We start from the raw sequence: 19,903 nt of genomic DNA on the forward strand, positions 1-19,903 counted from the left end.
CAACATAAAAGTTGGTAGGACTTGGTTGGAGCATTATAATTAAGGGTACAGTTCATCCAGTTGGCATAACATTAATTTTACATGACCGTTAGAAGAGCAATACGAGAATACATTTTTATAGAAAGAACTATAGATGACAGACAAATTATAAATGTAGATAAAATATTTTAAGAAAAGAGATGGTTTCATGTCCTATATGACAGGAGGTTTAACTATGCTAACGGAAATGTTGCCCACATTACCTCCCTCTGAGAAAAAACTTGCTGCTTATATCATTCAACAACCAGAAGAGGCAATAAAACTTACAGCACAAGAATTAGGAAAAAGAAGTGGTACAAGTGGTGCTGCAGTTATTAGACTATGCAAATCTCTTGATTTAAAGGGATTTCAAGATTTAAAGTTCCGGATAGCGGGTGACTTACATAAAACAACGAATGAAGGTTTCCGTGATATTAGACCAGATGAAGGACTACAATCTATTATTGAAAAAATGACAACTAATAGTATTCAAACAATAAAGGAAACTGTCGATCTTATTCAAATAGAGGAATTAGAAAAAGCAGTACAGCTCCTGCTGGATGCAAAAAAGATTCATTTTATTGGAGTTGGGGCATCCGGTATTATTGCCAAAGATGCTCAGCAAAAGTTTTTGCGAATTAACAAAACGGTCTATGCCTTTTCAGATATCCATATGGCAGCAACCCTAGTTGGTAATGGGGATGAAGATGATGTTGTTGTTGGAATTTCTTTTTCTGGTGAAACAAATGAAGTTGCAAATGTATTAGAACTTGCTAAACAAAAGAATATGAAAACGATTAGTTTAACAAGATACGGCAGTTCAAAGGTTACTGAGCAAGCTGACATTAGATTATATACGTCTGCGACAAAAGAGCCGACATTTAGAAGTGGTGCTACATCATCTCGAATTGGTCAGCTACAGATAATTGATATTTTATTCATGCGAGTAGCAACATTGAAATATGATGAAACAGTTAATTATATTGATGCCACAAGAGATGCCATTAACTTCATTACACAAAATGGGAAGAAAAAATAAATAATAGGTTAACTCCGTTACAGTTGGCTTATTCTAACAGATAGCATGATGCTCGTTTTCTAGTAAAAGGAGGAAAAAAATTGCGGTATATACCATGGCAAATTGAACGATTAGATGAACTGGTTACGTTATGGAATAAGGAATTAAAGGAAAGTCTTCCAATGCGAACGGAGCTCTTTCAACAAAATAGTTTTCTAGATAAAAATATCTCATATGAAGGATCGCGTATAGTTATTAATGACGATGACAAAGTAATTGGCTTTATTGTGGTGAAGTTGTTAAAAGAAGAAACAGAAGTAAAAATGCGTAATGATGTTGCCTGGATCCAAGCACTTCTAGTAGATTCGGCTTACCGTAACAAAGGGATAGGGACCGAACTACTTAAACATGCTGAAGCAATTATTAAACAAAGAGAAGCAAATCTAATCTGCTTAGGTAGAGATTTGTATCATTATCTTCCGGGGATTCCTAAGGAGGAGCAGCAAACAAGGGCATGGTTTGAGAAAAGAGGATATGAGCATGATCAATCCAATGTCGATTTAACTCGTTACTACCATCCTAGTGAGGAAATCTATTGGCCTAGCAAACCAGAGGCTGAATTTACTATTTTACTAGAATCAGAAAAGGAAAAATTACTCGATTTTCTTCATCGCTGCTTCCCTGGTCGGTGGGAGCATGAGGCAATCCAATATTTTGAAAAAGGCGGGACTGGTCGCGAATTTGTAGTCTTAAAGGAGAAAGGTGAAATTATTGGATTTTGTCGAATAAATGATGCCAACTCCCCTATTATTATGGGAAATATGAACTGGTCAGCCTTATTTGATGCAAATGTTGGTGGTGTTGGGCCACTTGGGGTTGATGCTGAGAAGCGGAAAAAAGGGTATGGTCTTGCTATTGTACAAGCTGGTATTGCTTTTCTTCGTGACAGAGGGGTTAACCAAGTTGTTATTGACTGGACAGGATTAATTGAGTTTTACCAGAAACTAGGATATGAAGTATGGAAACGTTACGAAGGTTATCGAAAGGAGATTTAATTATGCGCGATAAGATAATTGACTTCTTACAAAAAGAGGTAGAACATAACCATATTCCAGGTGCAGTCATTCATGTTTCTCATAAAGGGAATGTAATTGTACATGAAGCAGTTGGGAATAGAGTAGTTTATCCAGAAAAGGCTCCGATGCAGTTGGATACTGTTTTTGATTTAGCGTCGCTAACGAAGGTTGTTGCAACATTACCTGCATTCTTAAAACTTATGGATGAAGGTGAATTGAGACTAGACGATTCAGTGTCCTATTTCTTACCTGAATTTGGGCAAATAGGAAAAGATGATATAACATTAAGGCAGCTAATAACCCATACTTCTGGATTACCGTCGCATATTGAATTCTTTAAGGAGGGCCTGACTACAGAACAAATAATGGAACGTATTTACAACCAGTCACTTATACATAAACCAGGAGAAAAAGTAATCTATAGTGATCTAGGGTTAATTACACTTTATAAAGTTATAGAAACTGTAACGACGGAAGAATTTAAAGACTTTGTTGCACGTGAAGTTTTTACACCACTTGAAATGACGGAAACAGGATTCAACCCAATATTTGAAAAGGAACGTTATGCAGCAACTGAGTATATTGAAAAGCTAGGAATTTATAAAACTGGTATCGTTCATGATGAAAATACCAAGTCAATGGGGGGAATTAGTGGACATGCCGGACTATTTGCACCGATTAGTGATCTAGTTAAATTTGCAACTATGATTGAGAATAATGGAGTTTATAACGGAAAGCAGATTATTTCTGAAACTGCATTACATTTATCACGGCAAAATTATACTCCATTTGATGAAGAGTTTCGTGGATTAGGATGGATTTTGAAGGGCCCTGCGTATTCTTCTTGTGGAGATTATTTCTCAGCAGGCTCATATGGTCATACAGGGTTTACTGGTACAAGTATCTGGTTTGATCCCCAGATCGACCTGCATGTCATTCTATTAACGAATCGTGTTCATTTTGGGAGAAAGCCTGCTATTCTACGATTACGTCCGAGATTGCATAACGTAATTCGGAGATATTTTTAGTGTGGAGTAGTTTGCCAAATGTCACTATATGCATCATGCATGCCTACTGCGATGTTAAATCGTCCTTCATGAACCTAATGAAGGACGATAATACTTAAAGCTAAAAGAATGGAGGATAAAGATGGAAGCTTTCGCATTGTCAGGGATGTTAATTTCGCTAATTTTCATGGTTGTGCCGATTGTTGCTGCTGTGTTTCTATTAGTTTGGGTTTATCAAACAAAAGTAAATAGCGAGAAACAAGTGATGCAGAATGAAAGAGTTATTAAGCTGCTGGAAGAATTGACTATGAAATAAAAGCCATTCCCACAGATAGAATGGCTTTTTCCTCATTAACCTAGAAAATCTTCTAATAATCTATTAAATTTTTCATCATGTTCCCAAAACATCATATGTCCACCAAGCACCTCAATTTGTGTATCAGGTGAAAGTGCCTTTGTATATGCTGTTGCTATGTCGGCCCAATGCTCAGCAACTACTGTTAATGTTGGAAGAGAGGTGCTTGCTAGTTTTGCCTCTTTCCGATAGTCTGAGAACATTCCAGACGCAAATAAGTTTCCTGCAATATAATAAGGTGTTTTCATGGATTGTTCAATTAACCAAGTCAATTCACTTTCTGTTAAATCCCGTTGCACCATTACTCCTGTAATATAGGCAGTAATAAATTCACGCTGTCCTTGTGGGGTACGCAATGACTGATTATAAATCCCAGCAATGTCATCTAATGCCCCCTCAACCCAATCTGTTTCCATAGTAGAAAGTGATTTTGGTGGCATATCTACTAACACGATTGATTTAATATTTTCCGTGCCAAATTGTTTCACATATTCCCAAGCAGTTAAGCAACCAAATGACCAACCAATCAATGTTGGGTTATTTACATCTAGTTCCTCCAACACCTTCTTTAAATCTGTTCCATGGGTAACGTAATCATTGCCATGTACAGTAATGGTAGACCTTCCATGACTCCTCGGATCAATAACAATTACACGGTTTGTTTTGCTAAAATAGGCGACCTGCTTCTCAAAAACTTCTGTCGTAAATGTAAACCCTGGAATAAATACTAATGGCTCTCCTTCACCAATATCTTGAACATAAAGCTCTACTCCCGCATCAACCTCAATATACTTTCCTGCCATGACTATTCCCCCTATCTGTTTTTATAGTCTAGTTTATTGGCACGAGTTACGTAATAGAACGGATTGTCCTCTTAAAACCATAAAATAGGAGATTTTGAAGTTATTTATTTCAAAGTTGTACATATATTTTTATGTAAGAAGAATGCAAATCCATACATTCTTTACTAGAAAAAAAGGGGGTTAACTAGTGAAATTAAAGAAACGATTTTGGATTTTATGCTTATCTATCGGTCTGTTACTATTCGTCGCAGCTTGCTCTGATAATGATAATAATAATTCCAGCCCAGATGTTGGAACGGATGGTGAAATTGCTGGAGACTTAGAAATTCAATATTTTGTTGGTGGATATGGTGATTCATGGTGGAAGGAAGTCATTGCCGACTTTAAAGAAGCCTATCCAGATGTAAATGTTATCGAATATGCAGGTCCAAATGTAAACGAGGAAATGCGATCCCGCTGGGTTTCCAATGATCCACCTGATGTCGTGTACATTGATGGCGCAGGTTCAAGTGAAACTCAAATGGTGGAAGATGGCCAGTTGATGGATTTAACTGATTGGTTGTCTGAAATTGAATTAGAAGGTGGCGATAAGCTAGCAGATAGCTTTATCGTAAAACCAGCTAATTATGATGGAAAAATCTATTCACTACCACTAGTGTTTGACACGTGGGGAACGTGGTATGATAAAGCGCTATTCGATGCAAATGGCTATACTGTGCCAACGAACTTTGATGAGTTTATGGATTCCATGGCTGAAATAAAAGCAGGAGAGGGCATTGATCCTTTCGTAACAACAGGGCAGCATCCATATTACTTCCTACGCGGTATGCTTTATCCTGCATTCGCAGCGGCAGGGGGCGAGGAATTGTTAGCCGATGTCATTACTGGTAAGGAAGGTGCATGGTCTAGTGACCAAGTGCTAGAAATTATGAAACGTGTGGAGAAAATGGTGGATGAAGGAATGTTTGATTCTGGGCTAGGGGCATTAAACCATACCCAGTCGCAAATGAACTTCTTACTTCACCAAAATGCGTTTATTCCAGTTGGGTTCTGGTTACCGAATGAAATGAAAAATGACATTCCAGATGGATTCGAATTTGGTTTTATCCCTTCACCAATGAATGCAGCCGATGAGAAATATGCAATTGTTCCGGATTTACGTCCACTCGCAATTGCACAGGAAGCGGATAACCCTGATGCCGCGAAAGCGTTTGTCGAGTTTGTCTTCACAAGAGAATATGCAAGTTCATTCTCAGAACATACGGGAGCAATCATGAACTTAAATGGGGTTGACCTCACTCAGAATGAAAATGTTCCAGGTTACTTAACCGAAGCAAATGCGATGATTAATGATCCTGATGTTGTACAAATTTATGAAAAGCCACATCCAATGAGTGCTGATTTAGAAACGCCAATTGGCAATGCATTAATTTCACTAATGCTTGGTAATATGACAGCCGAAGAATTTGTGGAAGAAGCGGAAAAAGCAGCTGCAGAATATCGCGCCGGATTAAATTAATATTGGGAATGGGGACAGTGGGGACTGTCCCCATTCAAGAAATGAGTGATGGTTATGGTGCAGTCTAAAAAGCAAAAATATACGTTTCTAGCTTTTTGTTTACTTCCTACATTTATTTTGTTTGCGATTTTTACGTTGTATCCATTGTTTAGTGGATTGTACTTTTCATTTTTTGATTGGTCAGGTTCTTCAAGTAATAAAGAGTTTATTGGCTTTGCTAATTACATTAAACTTTTCAATGATGTGATTATCCCAAAAACAATTATTCACGATTATTTTCTTGTCGTTACGAAGATAATCGGAATTATGATACTAGCGATATTCTTTGCTGTCGCCCTTACTCAATTGAAAATAAAAGAAGCACCTTTTTACCGTGTGGTGTTTTTCTTTCCAAATATAATGTCAGTTGTCGTTATTGGTATTTTATGGACGTTTATATATAACCCAAGTTTAGGGCTGGTAAACTCAGGCCTTGAATTTTTAGGTTTAGAAAAATGGGCTAAGCCTTGGCTAGGGGATGAAAAGTGGGCCTTGCCAAGTCTTGTGCTTCCCGCAGTTTGGGCAGGAATTGGCCTGTTTATGCTTATGTTAATGGGGGGAATAGCGAACATAACGAAAAGTTATTACGAAGCGGCTAAAATTGATGGTGCTTCTGAATGGCAGCAGTTTTGGAAAATAACTTTACCTCTTGTTTGGCCACAAATAAAAGTATCGATATTGTACATTGTTATCACCACTTTAAATGGTTCGTTCATCCTTGTTCAAGTTATGACAGGTGGTGGACCAAATAATGCAACACATGTGATGGGATCATACTTATATCAACAAGCCTTTAAACAATATAACTTTGGCTATGGTGCTACAATCGGTGTCATGATTTTAGTGCTTTCATTAATTACTGTTCTATTTTTACAGTTTCTCATGCGTCGTGAAAAGGTCGAATATTAGCATGAAAAAGGAGGGTGGCTATGAGGCGAAGTGTTGGACAAATATTAGGAAGGACAGGCATTCGTATTCCGTTAATTCTATGGAGTATTGCTGTGTTATATCCAATCTTTTGGATGTTTCTAGGCTCGTTTAAGTCAAATGCAGAAATTTACCGTAATCCTTGGGGTTGGCCGGAAACGTTTAGTTTTGCAAATTTTAGCCAAGCATGGACCAACTATAATATCGATATTAGTGTGTTTAACAGTTTAATAGTAACGGCAATTGGTGCTGTGTTAACTTTAGTCTTAGCAATTCCTACGGCTTATGCTATCGAACGAATTAATTTTCGTGGTAGTAAAATGCTATTTACTTTATATATTTCAGCGATGATGATCCCAATGGTGTTAGGGTGGATTCCGCTTTTTTTCTTACTAAATGATTTAAATTTATTAGATAATGTTTTTGGATTAGCGATTGTTTATGCTGTAAGTCAGCTGCCATTTAGTATCTTTGTCCTCACGAGCTTTATGAGTACCATCCCAAAATCATTAGAGGAATCGGCATCGATTGATGGACTTTCTCCTTATGGCATCTTATTTAAAATCGTCACCCCGTTATCCATGTCTGGAATTATTACGGTAACCATTATGAATTGTATCCAGTTTTGGAACGAATATTTTATGGCACTGATTTTCTTACAAACAAAAACAAATTATACCCTTGCCTTAGCAATCGATTATATAAGTAGTGAAGCACAATATACAAATGCATGGGGCACTTTGTTTGCGAGTTTAGTCATTGCGATTGTACCGGTAATTATTTTGTATGCTATATTTCAAAGACGGATTGCGAAAGGAATGACAGAAGGAGCGATTAAGGGGTAGCTTGTTTAGTACTCTTTTGATTTCCCTAAGATTGAACCTGACTAGTGCTTTCATTTTAAGTTACCAAATTATATAATAAATAATAGACTTGAATATTTTGAGATAAGAAAGGGTGAGCATATGATTGTACCATCTGAGAAAAAGTTGTCATTAGAAGAATTCTATAAAATGCGGAAAGGGAATAACCAATTGCTCGAATATATTGATGGTATTGTTTTTATGTCACCATCTCCATCAACTTTTCATCAAAGAATATCAGGGCGATTACATGCAAAGTTATTCAACTTTTTAGAAGGTAAGGAATGTGAAGTATTTCATGCACCCTTTGATATTGAGTTATCAGATGATAATCAAGAAGAAACGAAAGTAGTTACTCCAGACTTGTCAGTCATATGTGATAAAACAGGATTAGACCAAAACAAATATAGTGGATCTCCTACGATGATTATTGAGATACTCGGTCCTTCTAATCAATCACATGATTAAGTAACAAAGTTAAATCTCTATATGAAATATGGTGTGAAAGAGTATTGGATTGTTAACCCAATGTTGTATACCGTGCAAATATACTTATTAGATGATGCTGGTCACTACCAACAAGCGGATATTGTCAAAAAGAATGGAGTTATAAAATCAAGTGTGTTATTAGGATTTGAAGTAGATGTGGAAAAGCTTTTTTTGGATTAAACATTAAGCGGGATAGGAAAGGTACTATGCCAGTTTCCTGTTAATAAAATAAGGTGACTGGCTATATCCAATCTTTTATCCGTTCTAAAACGGCAACACATCATTAACTATTAACTAAAATGGTAAATCATCGTCCTCGACTTCTTTCTTATAAAAAATAGATCTTTTTTCTGCCTGTATTATTTTCTCATTTTTTACTGTTTCGTCCTCTTCCCAGTCTTCCAAAGTAATCCCAAAAGGGACTCCTCCTTCTGTATACCCTGCAATAAATGCAAATGTCTCATCACTGTCAGGAAACATGTCTTCCTCTTGTTGTTGCTTCTTAAGAGCGTTTCTTTCTTCGGCTTTTCGTTGTTTCTGTCTCTCAGATTCTCGCAATTTTTGTTTATATGATTCCTTAAACGTATATCCTAGTAGTTCCAATTCATATACCGCAGTAAGCTTATTGACACCGAAATGCTTACTATATCCGTTCACAAGGTTTTTACCTTCATATTTAGGTATCCAGTGCTTAGCAGCTTGTACTCTGCTTTGACGGTTTAGCCGCTTATGTCTTGGTGTATTGGATCTTTTCTTCTTCTTTTTTGCCATAGCGTTACCCCTCCGATATGCTTCTAGTAGTTTCAATAATACATTGGTATGTTAAATGAAAACAATTGATTTGTTTCATAAATTGAATAAGTAAAAGTATGAAGAAATTCTAGTAATATTCTAATGAAAATAAACGATAAAGAAGGTAGGCTGGGGAATGCAATTGGAGGTGTAAGCTGGACTGATGGTAATATGTAACTTTTTCAATAAGGAAGAATATACGTTCTATTTGTTGTCCAAGAATGTTATAATACAATTAGTAACTATAGAAGCATGGTGGGCGGTAGACCATCTCCTTAAAAGTGAGGTGGTACAATGACGATTTACGAAGCACTTAACCTGTCAGTAAATATAGTAATAGCTTTTTTTGCGATTATAACACTGATTGTAACGTTAATCGTCACCATGACAAAGAAATAACCGCCCCCATTGACCAGTGGATGAGGCGGTTACTTCTTTGAAAATACATCTTTCTACGGTCACCGCTCTTTATGCGGTTTATAGTTACTACCGGGTGGTTGCCGCCACTCGGTTACCTATTTATATTATACCATAAACCTTATTAATTTATAACTTGATGAGGAATATATGTACATGTAAAAAGGTTAATGGATCCAAATAGATATTAAAAAATAAACTACTCCCCTTGTTCTAAGCCCCGAATTTCCTCATTCGATAAAAAATACCAATAGACATCATTAACATCCAAATTTATAATAGAATTATGTAGAAAAGTGTAGGTGAATTTAGATGAATATGGGACCTTTTAAGAAAGTTATTGAAGCTAGTTATTTAACCGCAGACAAAGCATGGAGTTATAGAGCAATTTTGCGGTACTTTTATATTCAGCATGAACGTATGCGTGAATTTCTATTTCCAGAGGAGATTTATTCCTATTTAAAAGAGTTACAAGGGTTTGAAGGTTATTCAGAAGAACAACTTCATCAAGACCTAGATCAACTTGTGAAATGGAATAATGTCAATGCACGTCAGGAGATGGGAAGAGCCCATACGATTGAAGAATTTAAGAAGAAACGTTTTCGTTACCAAAGTACTCCTTATACCATTGAATTTGAACGGATGCTCCAAGAGATGGAAAAAGGGGGAGCTGTTTTTGGAGGCTCATTAGAGAAAAAAGAATTTGAGCGGTTATATCAAGCATTAGTGGATATTGAATTGATGCTAAAAAACACCCCATTACCAACCCCAGAAGAGTGTGCACAAGCTTGGAATGATGTATTTACATACTTTCGATCTATTACTAAGAACACATCTAATTACATTGCTCATATCAATAGTGAGCAGGCGGAAGAACGTATGCAGACTGAAGCATTTTTAGTGTTTAAAGATCAGTTTACTACTTACCTTCGTGATTTTATTATTGGCCTTCAACAAACAGCATTGAAAATCCAGCAAATTTTAAAATCAGTTGAAATTACCTCCCTTAGTCCACTAATTAATCAAGTTATTATTCACCAACAAAATGTTCCTAGATTCGAGGACAATGGATTAAACGAGCAAGAATTATTTGAAGAACAACAGGAAAAATGGTTTAGTTTGATGACTTGGTTCCTAGGTAATGAACATCGTGAAAGTGAGTTAGATAGTTTACAAACTCGGACAAATGAACAGATTCGGCGAATTACTAGAGTTGTTCAGCGACTTGGAGAACGGCATCAATATTTTCGCAGCCGGAAAAAAGATTATTTACATTTGGCAAAGTGGTTTGATTCTTTTGATGATATAAAGGATGCGCATCAACTGTCAGCAGTTGCCTTCGGAGTTTTCCATACAAGACATTTATTTAGTGACCATGTGCCGACAGATGATATATACACGGATACTTGGGACGAAAAACCGATTCAGCATGAAACAAAGCCAAGAATAAGGAATTATACTGAAAAAACACGACCAGGTGCAATTGTTAGTCAGCAGAAGAAAAAAGAAGTGGCCCGGGCTCAATTTTTACAAGAAAAACTATTGGAACAAGAAGCAATTGAGAAATACATGCAAGGAAATGAAATTCGTTTGGAAACACTTCCAATTATTGAAACACATGTAAGGAAAATGCTACTAAGTTGGATTGGAAAGGCAATGGCCAAAAAGGACCACACGTTTAAAACAGAACATGGCCGGACTGTAACTGTTATAGTTTCGAAAGATAGAAGAATTCAGCTGAAAGCAGAGGATGGCATTATGGAAATGCCTGCTGTCATATTCCGCTTTAGTGGAGAGAGTCCCTCTACAGCTGATATGAGGTGATAGAATGGAAGTTTTTGATGAAAAAGCACAAACCGGATTAAGGACTCTTTTGGAAAACTTTTGGATATTACGTTCCAAAGAACCTGAGGTGTATCAGTTAGTTCGAGAACGAGAAAAAGTTTTGAAACGTTATGTGGAAGAAAAGTTTGGGTTTGAACTGATAGTACACCAACATTTTATTAAATTAGAAAAAATACCAACAGAACCGAAAAGTTGGATGGGAATTCAGGAATTTCAAGAGCCAAGAGATTACGCGATGTTCTGTTGTGCCCTAGCATTTACAGAAAATCGTACCGTGGATGAACAATTTTTATTATCCGATATTTGTGAGGATATAAAGGACCTCTATCCAGGGGAATTCCCATTAGACTGGACAAATTATAATCATCGAAAATCATTAGTACGTGTCATCAAACAGTTAGAAAAACTAGCAATCTTAAAAACGGTTGAAGGGGAAATTGACCAGTTTGCTATGAATGAGGAACAAGAAGTATTATATGAAGTTACGGTTTACGCCCGCTATTTTATGCGTTCCTACCCTAAAGATTTATTTGAATATGATTCGATCGATGAAATTCTCGCTAGTGAATGGGAACGTCATGAAGGAGAGTCTAGGCGAAAACGAGTTTATCGCAAACTGTTTATTTCTCCGGTTGTTTATCGTGAAGGGGAGGATGATCAAGATTTCGCTTATATCCGAAACTATCGAAACCGCCTCGTAGATGATATTGAAGAGCATACATTGTTCCGAATTGAAATTTTTAAGAATGCTGCAATGCTTGTTTCTGAAGAGAAAAAGCAAGAGTTAACACTTTTTCCAGATCAAAAGGCCATCATGGATATTGCGTTACATTTTGCCACTTATTTACGGGAAAACAAAGGTATCTATCAAGCGAATGCACTTGGAAACATTCATCTAACCGAGGTTCAGTTGGAGCAGATAATTCACGAATTGCACACCCAATACGGAGAAGGTTGGAGTAAACAATATCGAGAAGGAACAATAAAAAGTACATTAAGAGAATTAGTAGATTTGTTGGAGGATTGGGAGATGCTCGATAGGGAGGCGGTTACGAATCATTACATGTTTAAACCACTCATTGGTAGAGTCTCTGGTCATTACCCGAAAAATTTTCAGGAAAAGGAGGATTAAATAAATGAAAAAGTATAATAAATGGAAAATGAATCGGGCTGGATTATTGAACTTTTGGTACTATGATGATGAAATTTTTGAGTTCTCGGATGGAAAGCTTCTACTACGGGGAAGTAATGGATCAGGTAAATCTGTAACCATGCAAAGTATTTTACCTGTTTTATTAGACGGGAAAAAGTCACCTGACCGCTTAGATCCGTTTGGTTCAAAAGCTAGGAAAATGGAAGACTATTTATTAGGGGAAAAAGATATTGTTAATCGCGACGAACGAACAGGTTATCTTTTTATAGAATATAAACGGGAAGATACAAATCAATATATTACGACTGGAATGGGACTGCAAGCACGTAGAAATAAGACGTTAAATGCTTGGTATTTTGTTATTACCGATAATCGTAGAATTGGTAAAGATTTTGCTTTATTTGAAGTGGAACGAAATGCAGGAGAAAAACAGCAGATTCCTTTATCACGTATTCAGTTGGAAAATCGAATTGGGTCTGGAGGTTATGTTGTACGGACTCAGACGGAATATATGAAATTAGTTAATAAATATATTTTTGGATTTGAAGAGATAGAAGCCTATGAGGACTTGATCAAATTATTAATTCAACTAAGGAGCCCTAAACTTTCAAAGGATTTCAAACCAACCGTTATTTACGAGATTTTGGAAGCAGCATTACCACCGTTAACAGATGTGGATTTACGACATTTATCCGATACGATTGAGCATATGGACCAAACGAAACAGCAAGTAGAACAATTAGAACGTGAGCAGGAAGCATTGGTAAAACTGATCAACCGTTATGATGCCTATAACGAATATCGAATGGCAGATACAGCCCAAGAATTGATTCAAGTAAAAAGAAAACATACAAAGGAAATAGCGATACTAGATGAGAAAAAGCAAGAGGAAGCAACACTTGCCAAGGAGATTCAGGCTTTAGTGAATCGAAATCTAGAATTAGGCCAGGCCATTTCTGTATTAGAACAAAAACAAGCAAGACTACATGGGCATAAAGTATGGAACTTAGAGAAAGAATTGACCGATGAACAACATAGTTTGGATGAATTGAAGAAAGATGCACAGAAAAAAGATGAACAGCTGACAGATAAGAAACGACAAGAGCTGGATACAAAGGAAAGACGGAAGAAAATAGAAGGAGAGATTGTTGCAGATGAGGAACGTATTGCTGACATTCTTATGGATATGCAAAATGATGCAGCGGAATCTTCTTTCGAACGACATGAATTAAATGTGCAGGATTTTTATCGTAACAAGATAAATGATTTTGATTTCACCGTTTGGAGCAAAGAAGCGGAAAATCACGCAAAAGTGCTGGACAAGATAAGTGAAGAGCTTCGTACCTATGAAAATTTAAAAGAACGTCTAGTAGAATTTCAAAAAAATATTGCGGATCAACAGCTTGAATTAGATCAAATCAAGCAGGAAGAAAAAGACTGGGGAGGGATCTTTGAACGAGATAAGCAGGAGAAATTAAATGAAATACACGCATGGATTGACGAGTATCCATTTTTCCAAATAGATGAAGCATTGCTACATCAAGTATCACGTTCTATGGATCAATTGTTTGAGCCATATTCTTATGAAGTAGTACGAGCTCCATTTATTCAGGTAAATAATGAATATAAAATGAGTATTCATGAAAAGATTGCAACAAAGAATAGTAAACTGACTGAGTTAAAATCTAAAATGGTTCAAAAGGAGATCGAGCTTTCTACTTGGAAACAAAAGCGTGACCCAGAGCCACCAAATCAACAGGAAGCAACAAGAGAGGCGCGTAAATTATTATTACAGAATGGACAGCCATTTGTCGCTTTTTATGAAGCGGTTGAGTTTCAGGAACATGTGACAGAGGAAGTGAGGAAACGCATCGAAGCGGCCCTTTTAGATTCAGGAGTGCTAGATGCATTAATTACAGATCCGTATACGCAAATTAACCATGACCGTGTAATTATACCTCAACCAAATATGATGGCCCATACGCTTGCCGATTATTTAATTCCTGACTTAGCAGAGGATTCTACTATTTCTCCGGTATTAGTTGATGAGGTCTTACGGAGTATTCTTGTGGATGAAGGGGACACTGGTTCTGGGTTTTCTATTCATGAGGATGGAACATATCAAATCGGTTTACTTCATGGGCATGCAGTAGAAGTTGAATCCGTTCGTTTTATTGGTAGAAATGCTAGGAAACGATATCGTGAAGAGCAAATCGCAACGATTACAGCAGAAATTGACGAGCTTAAACTGGAAATGGAGTTAGCTAATCAGGAAATAGCTGGGTTTCAAGCAGCTATTCAAGCAGCTGATGATGCGACGAAACGTTTCCCAACTGATGAAGATTTACAGGTTGGATTCCAACAAATTAAAGAAAAACGATTCCAAATGGAACAGCTTCGAAAAGAATTACAAAGGCTTGATAGTCAAGCACAGGAAACATCCAAGAAATTTCAAGATGTAAAACGCTCACTAGATAATCAAACACGTGGCCTAAATATTGCATTTTCTTATGAAGCTTATGCTGAAGCAAAAGTCGTCATGAGAAGTTATGAAAAGGCGCTGGGGGAAATTATTACCCTTCATACTAGTTACCTGCTACGTAAAGGAAGCCTGCTCCAAGCTGAAAATAGGCTAGAGGAATTAATCGAAGAAGTGGATGAGTTACAAGGAGAATTAAATTTGCTTCATGATAAGGTAAGCTTGAAGGAAAAGAATATCAATGAAATTGAAAAGCAGCTTAAGTTACATGGTGCCGAAGATATTCGTAAGCAAATACAAGAAGTACAATCCTCTTTAACAATCGCAACTAGCGAACAGAGTAAAAATCAACAACTACTACCTAGAAAGGAAACAAGGCTGGAAACTCTTCAAAATGAAATGAATCAACAGCAACAAAAAATCGCCTTTTTACAAAACTTAAGTGAAGCATGGTCAGAGCTATTTTCTCAAGAGGTGCAGTATGGATTTGTAACCTTACCAGATGAACTGGCTGCTCAAGAATATCCTACTTGGGTTCATAAAACCTATAAACAACTAGTAAAAGATAGAGATAGTACACAAATTTCTAGCCAATTGACTAGTACATTTTATGAACAGCAGTCCAATCTGATGGAATATCGTATGTCTGATATTCAGGAATCCCATCCGGAATTTGCTTGGATGGCTGAGGAATGGACCGATGAACAGAACATTCAAATCAATAACTGGAAACAGAAGGCTGCCCGGCGTCTAATTCAGTTAGATTTCCAAGGGAAACGTGTAAGTCCTTATTTTGTTCGTGAAAAACTAGAAAAAGATCATTTACGCCAACAACATCTCTTGGATGATCAAGACCGCAAATTGTATGAAGAAATATTATTTGATTCAGTAGGAAAAAAACTGCGTAGTCGGATTGGCCGAGCACAGAGTTGGACAGATAAGATGGACAAACTAATGACCTCCAGTGATTCATCATCTGGCTTGTCGTTTTCTATTCGCTGGAAACCTCGTACTGCTGAAACAGAGGCAGAGCTTGATACAAAAGAATTAGTTGATTTATTACGACGCGACGCCCGTTTATTAAAGGACGAAGATATTGATAAAGTCATTGAGCATTTTAGGTCCAAAATTAATCGGGCAAAAGAACTTGTTGCACTTAAGGGGGAGGGGAATACATTATTACAGGTTCTAAAGGAAGTATTGGATTATCGAAATTGGTTTTCCTTTGTTCTTTCCTATAAACGAGAAGGAGAACCAAAACGTGAGTTAACAAACCATGCTTTCTTCCAGTTTAGTGGAGGGGAAAAAGCGATGGCTATGTATATTCCTTTATTTACAGCTTGTTACTCACGTTATCAGGAGGCAGATCCAAGTGCACCATATATTATTTCACTAGATGAAGCGTTTGCAGGTGTGGATGAAGATAATATTAGTGTCATGTTCCGGATTGTTGAGGAACTTGGTTTTGACTACATGATGAATTCCCAAGTTCTATGGGGGGACTATGAAACCATTTCATCTCTTTCTATCTGTGAAATTGTTCGTCCGAAAAACCAAGACTTTGTGACGGTTATTCGCTATCATTGGGATGGGAATAAGCGCTCGTTACTTGTTGATAATGAACAAACAGAAGTAGTAGAGGTGTAAAGAATTAGTATTTGTATGGATTGGGGAAATTACAGTGGAATTAAAGTTAAAAGAAGCGGTAGCCTTTTTCAAAAGTGAAAAAGCATATCAACAGCTTTTTATCCATATGCGCAAAAAATATGAATCACTTGGCCGGATTGGTGGAACTGTACCAGTTCGGCAATTTTCACACGATGACCTAGAAGTAATTGGTGGTTTTTTTGGGATGACAGTAGAACAACTGCTATTGAAAAAGTCTATCTCCATTTTGGCTTTTGAAAGTAAGATACAGGAAACACGCTTTGCCGGGATCACTCTAAAGGATTTATTGGATGCTTTTTATGGAGAGAAAATTATCTCAAAAAAACAATCTGCATTAGAAAAAGAAAATCGATTAAAACAACTTTTACAGGAATTACAACAATCATATCCTAGTCTCTTCTTTTGGCTAGAACATTTAGAAACTTACTCATCAGATAGTAGATGGATAGTACGATTAGCAATGGAGGAGCCAGAGCGTTTTCGTAATCTTGTAGAGTTTTTGGATTTAGCAATCTATGGTTTACCGAATGAAGTGGAGCGTTTACCGATGTTTAGTCAACGTATTACTGGTGACCCACATGCATTTGATTTGGAGCAAGATTTAGGAAAGGTTTTTTTACATGTGCTAACTGTTCATTCGAAGTCTGGTGAGGAAGCGATTATTGTTCCATCTGGGACGGAAGAAATAAATGAATTACTACAACGCTATCATATCTACCGGGACGATTTATTAAATTTTGTCACCTGTGCAAATTTATATGCTGACCGTTCAGATGGTGAAATTCATCCAGTCTGGAGTGCAGCGGTAGCATGTCATTCGGTACAAATTGTTCCTTTGCGAGAACTTGTCAATTTGAAAAACATTTATCCGATAAAGGGAAATGACGTCTGGATAGTTGAAAATTCTGGTGTTTGTTCTGCAATACTTGACCAAGTGCCTAATGCTCCAATTATTTGTACAAATGGGCAATTCAAATTAGCCACATTATTATTGATGGACTTACTAGTGAAACATGGCTGTATCTTACATTATGCTGGAGACTTTGACCCGGAAGGTTTAGGAATGGCACAACGAATGGTGAATCGTTATCAAGATAAAGTAAAATTATGGCATATGGATATTATGGCATATCAAAAGAGTAATCCTGTCAAACCATTAACAAAAGAACGTTTGGAAAAATTAAAAGGTATTTCAGAGGATAATTTAATAAAAGTTGCAAATGAAATGTTAGAGTATGGAAAAGCAGGATATCAGGAAGCGTTAGTAGAATGGATGTTGACGGATATTAGACAGAAAATTTAAATTGTAATTATCCGGAAATAATAGAGTGAATTTATTTTTGGCCATTGATACACACTCCAGTTAAGAATAAAGTGTTAGAAGTAAAAATAAGCATATATTTTGTAAAATTGAATTTCGACATACTTATACTAATTAGAATATCAAAAATTTCTAAGAGAAATATAAAAATTGAGCAACTTTCTCATGTGAACTTCCTTATTTTGCTACATTGTTGTATAAATAGATTCGTGGTAATGTATGAATAATAATAAAAAAAGGGGTGATTCCATGGCTGAAATTTCTATGCAAGATGTATTTCAAGCGATTAAAGAATTATCGGCAGATGTAAAAGAAGTTAAAAGCGAAATGAAAGAGCTTAAAAATGATGTTCAAAGTATTAAACAAGAAGTCGAAGGTATCAAAGACCATGTCAAACATATCGACACTAAGCTAGATATCTTTACCGAAGACTTAGCTGATGCTCGGACAGAAGTACGGATTTTAAAGAAAGAAAGAGTGTAAGAGTTAAGAGAAAACTCCCTATTAATTAATCTGAATAAAAAACTTAAAATATTATTAAAAAAACTATTGAATTAGTATGCCAAAACATGCTATATTTTTTTTAGCAAAAAAGGAAAGTAATAGCTTTCATCATTGCATTAAATAATAGAGCATATCCGCTGAGAATATATTACAAGAAAATGTTTTATTCGGTGATATGTGAATCAAGTTATACATACATTAATCGGGAAAGGACAGAAAGCCTCTTTTAAGAGAGAAAAATAGTTGATGGAATTTAGTAATCTTATATATTTTACCGAACAGTACGCACCCAACGGGGAAGGAAAAAGCGTTAAGGCTATCCTTTACCTGGTAGAGAAGGGTGTATTTTTAATGCCAAAAATTATGACTGACAGTCATTCTTTGGTAAAAAATTGGATAAAAATGGCGAAAAGTACGTAAAATCTTTCTACTGTATAGTAATTCAAGTAGAAGGAAAAAGTAAAAATTACGAGAGAGAATGTGGGGACAGTCCCCCGAAAGACTATGAGGAGGGATGTAGGTTGAGTGTGCAAATGGTTCGGTTAGAAAATGTCATAAAAGAATTCGATGATTCGATAGTAGTAGATAATTTAAGTTTAGATATACGTGCAGGTGAATTTCTTACACTATTAGGTCCTTCGGGGTGTGGGAAAACAACAACATTACGAATGATTGCTGGATTTGAAAAGCCAACAACAGGTAAGATCCTATTAAATGGGAAACAAGTGGACGATATGGAGCCGTATAAACGGGAAGTAAATACGGTGTTTCAAAGTTATTCTCTATTTCCACATATGACAGTTTTTGATAATGTTGCGTTCGGTTTGAAAATGAAAAAAGTAGGAAAAGAAGAGATAAAAGAACGTGTAACGAAAGCACTGAAACTAGTACAACTAGAAGAGTACGGTAACCGTAAACCGAAGCAATTAAGTGGTGGTCAGCAACAACGTATCGCTATCGCGAGAGCCATTGTGAATAATCCAAAAGTGCTTCTATTAGATGAACCATTAGGTGCATTAGATTTAAAACTGCGAAAGCAAATGCAACTGGAACTGAAACATTTGCAGCAAACGTTAAATATTACTTTTATCTATGTAACCCATGATCAGGAAGAGGCATTAACGATGTCCGACCGTATCGTGGTAATGAATAAAGGAAAAATCGAGCAAATTGGCCAGCCCGTTGAAATATATGAAAGACCACAAACACGATTTGTTGCTGACTTTATCGGCCAAACCAATATTATTGAGGGAACGGTTAGCGAAATAAATGGTGACTTGGCAACAATGGAATTTGCAGGACAAACGATACAAATTCCAAATGCAAATCATGTTGAGTTGAACGAGGAAGTATTTATCTCTGTCCGACCTGAAAAAATGAAAGTTAGTCGTACACCTTTCGAAGGGGCTATTAATCTAAAAGGAACGTTCAAAGAGAAAATATATGTGGGATCGGTGACGAAAATTGTCGTAACGATGCCAAATGGCAAAAACCTAACGATTAATGAATCACATGATAAAATTGAGGATTTAACAGATACTAGTGACGAATTGTTCGTAAGTTGGAAACCAATACATTCGGTAGTTTTGAAAAAATAATATATAAGAAAA

Annotated in this window: 15 protein-coding genes and 1 pseudogene; 14 read left to right on the plus strand and 2 right to left on the minus strand. The window is 36.5% G+C overall.

What is annotated here, in order from left to right; all coding sequences use genetic code 11:
• Positions 1 to 214: 214 nt before the first annotated feature.
• From IEV35_RS04075 to IEV35_RS04090, 4 genes are all read left to right on the plus strand, one after another.
• Entirely contained in the window at positions 215 to 1,057 is an 843-nt protein-coding gene (locus tag IEV35_RS04075; protein ID WP_188383427.1) for a MurR/RpiR family transcriptional regulator, read from the plus strand.
• Positions 1,058 to 1,137: 80 nt separating this feature from the next.
• Complete coding sequence (locus IEV35_RS04080) at positions 1,138 to 2,091, plus strand: GNAT family N-acetyltransferase (RefSeq protein ID WP_229740640.1); 954 nt, start codon at positions 1,138 to 1,140, stop codon at positions 2,089 to 2,091.
• Positions 2,092 to 2,093: 2 nt separating this feature from the next.
• Entirely contained in the window at positions 2,094 to 3,140 is a 1,047-nt protein-coding gene (locus IEV35_RS04085) for a serine hydrolase domain-containing protein (protein WP_188383428.1), read from the plus strand.
• 121 nt (positions 3,141 to 3,261) lie between these two features.
• The gene (locus tag IEV35_RS04090) at positions 3,262 to 3,435 is read left to right on the plus strand and encodes a hypothetical protein (protein ID WP_188383429.1); all 174 of its coding nucleotides are present in this window, start codon (positions 3,262 to 3,264) and stop codon (positions 3,433 to 3,435) included.
• Positions 3,436 to 3,470: 35 nt separating this feature from the next.
• On the opposite strand, the gene IEV35_RS04095 is transcribed toward IEV35_RS04090, so the two are convergent.
• Positions 3,471 to 4,277, minus strand: a complete 807-nt coding sequence (locus IEV35_RS04095; RefSeq protein WP_188383430.1) for an alpha/beta fold hydrolase — start codon at positions 4,275 to 4,277, stop codon at positions 3,471 to 3,473.
• A gap of 187 nt (positions 4,278 to 4,464) precedes the next feature.
• Between IEV35_RS04095 and IEV35_RS04100 the strand changes: the two genes are divergently transcribed.
• The 4 genes and pseudogenes from IEV35_RS04100 to IEV35_RS04115 all read left to right on the plus strand — a co-directional run bounded on the left by IEV35_RS04100 (position 4,465) and on the right by IEV35_RS04115 (position 8,294).
• Positions 4,465 to 5,796 carry an ABC transporter substrate-binding protein gene (locus IEV35_RS04100; protein ID WP_188383431.1) on the plus strand — a complete coding sequence of 444 codons (1,332 nt, stop codon included), beginning with the start codon at positions 4,465 to 4,467 and terminating at the stop codon, positions 5,794 to 5,796.
• Between the two features lie 54 nt (positions 5,797 to 5,850).
• The gene (locus tag IEV35_RS04105; RefSeq protein WP_188383432.1) at positions 5,851 to 6,744 is read left to right on the plus strand and encodes a carbohydrate ABC transporter permease; all 894 of its coding nucleotides are present in this window, start codon (positions 5,851 to 5,853) and stop codon (positions 6,742 to 6,744) included.
• Between the two features lie 20 nt (positions 6,745 to 6,764).
• Positions 6,765 to 7,607: a carbohydrate ABC transporter permease gene (locus tag IEV35_RS04110; protein WP_188383433.1), complete on the plus strand. Its 843-nt coding sequence runs from the start codon at positions 6,765 to 6,767 to the stop codon at positions 7,605 to 7,607.
• Between the two features lie 120 nt (positions 7,608 to 7,727).
• A pseudogene (locus tag IEV35_RS04115) lies at positions 7,728 to 8,294 on the plus strand (Uma2 family endonuclease).
• Positions 8,295 to 8,408: 114 nt separating this feature from the next.
• On the opposite strand, the gene IEV35_RS04120 reads toward IEV35_RS04115, so the two are convergent.
• Positions 8,409 to 8,885: a hypothetical protein gene (locus tag IEV35_RS04120; protein WP_188383434.1), complete on the minus strand. Its 477-nt coding sequence runs from the start codon at positions 8,883 to 8,885 to the stop codon at positions 8,409 to 8,411.
• Between the two features lie 750 nt (positions 8,886 to 9,635).
• Here IEV35_RS04120 and IEV35_RS04125 point away from each other — a divergent pair.
• The 6 genes from IEV35_RS04125 (at position 9,636) to IEV35_RS04150 (ending at position 19,891) form a co-directional block, all read left to right on the plus strand.
• Positions 9,636 to 11,147, plus strand: coding sequence for a TIGR02677 family protein (locus IEV35_RS04125; protein WP_188383435.1), 1,512 nt, complete (start codon positions 9,636 to 9,638; stop codon positions 11,145 to 11,147).
• A 4-nt stretch (positions 11,148 to 11,151) separates the two neighbouring features.
• Positions 11,152 to 12,300, plus strand: coding sequence for a TIGR02678 family protein (locus tag IEV35_RS04130; protein ID WP_188383436.1), 1,149 nt, complete (start codon positions 11,152 to 11,154; stop codon positions 12,298 to 12,300).
• Positions 12,301 to 12,304: 4 nt separating this feature from the next.
• Positions 12,305 to 16,447 (plus strand): TIGR02680 family protein, encoded by a 4,143-nt coding sequence (locus tag IEV35_RS04135; protein WP_188383437.1) that lies wholly within the window; start codon positions 12,305 to 12,307, stop codon positions 16,445 to 16,447.
• Between the two features lie 34 nt (positions 16,448 to 16,481).
• Positions 16,482 to 17,771 carry a TIGR02679 family protein gene (locus IEV35_RS04140; protein ID WP_188383438.1) on the plus strand — a complete coding sequence of 430 codons (1,290 nt, stop codon included), beginning with the start codon at positions 16,482 to 16,484 and terminating at the stop codon, positions 17,769 to 17,771.
• Positions 17,772 to 18,038: 267 nt separating this feature from the next.
• Positions 18,039 to 18,272 carry a hypothetical protein gene (locus IEV35_RS04145; RefSeq protein ID WP_188383439.1) on the plus strand — a complete coding sequence of 78 codons (234 nt, stop codon included), beginning with the start codon at positions 18,039 to 18,041 and terminating at the stop codon, positions 18,270 to 18,272.
• Between the two features lie 554 nt (positions 18,273 to 18,826).
• On the plus strand, positions 18,827 to 19,891 hold the full coding sequence (locus IEV35_RS04150; protein ID WP_229740651.1) for an ABC transporter ATP-binding protein: 1,065 nt from the start codon (positions 18,827 to 18,829) through the stop codon (positions 19,889 to 19,891).
• Positions 19,892 to 19,903 lie beyond the last annotated feature (12 nt).

Source organism: Ornithinibacillus halotolerans (genome assembly GCF_014637405.1).
In the GTDB taxonomy this organism is placed as follows: domain Bacteria; phylum Bacillota; class Bacilli; order Bacillales; family Amphibacillaceae; genus Ornithinibacillus; species Ornithinibacillus halotolerans.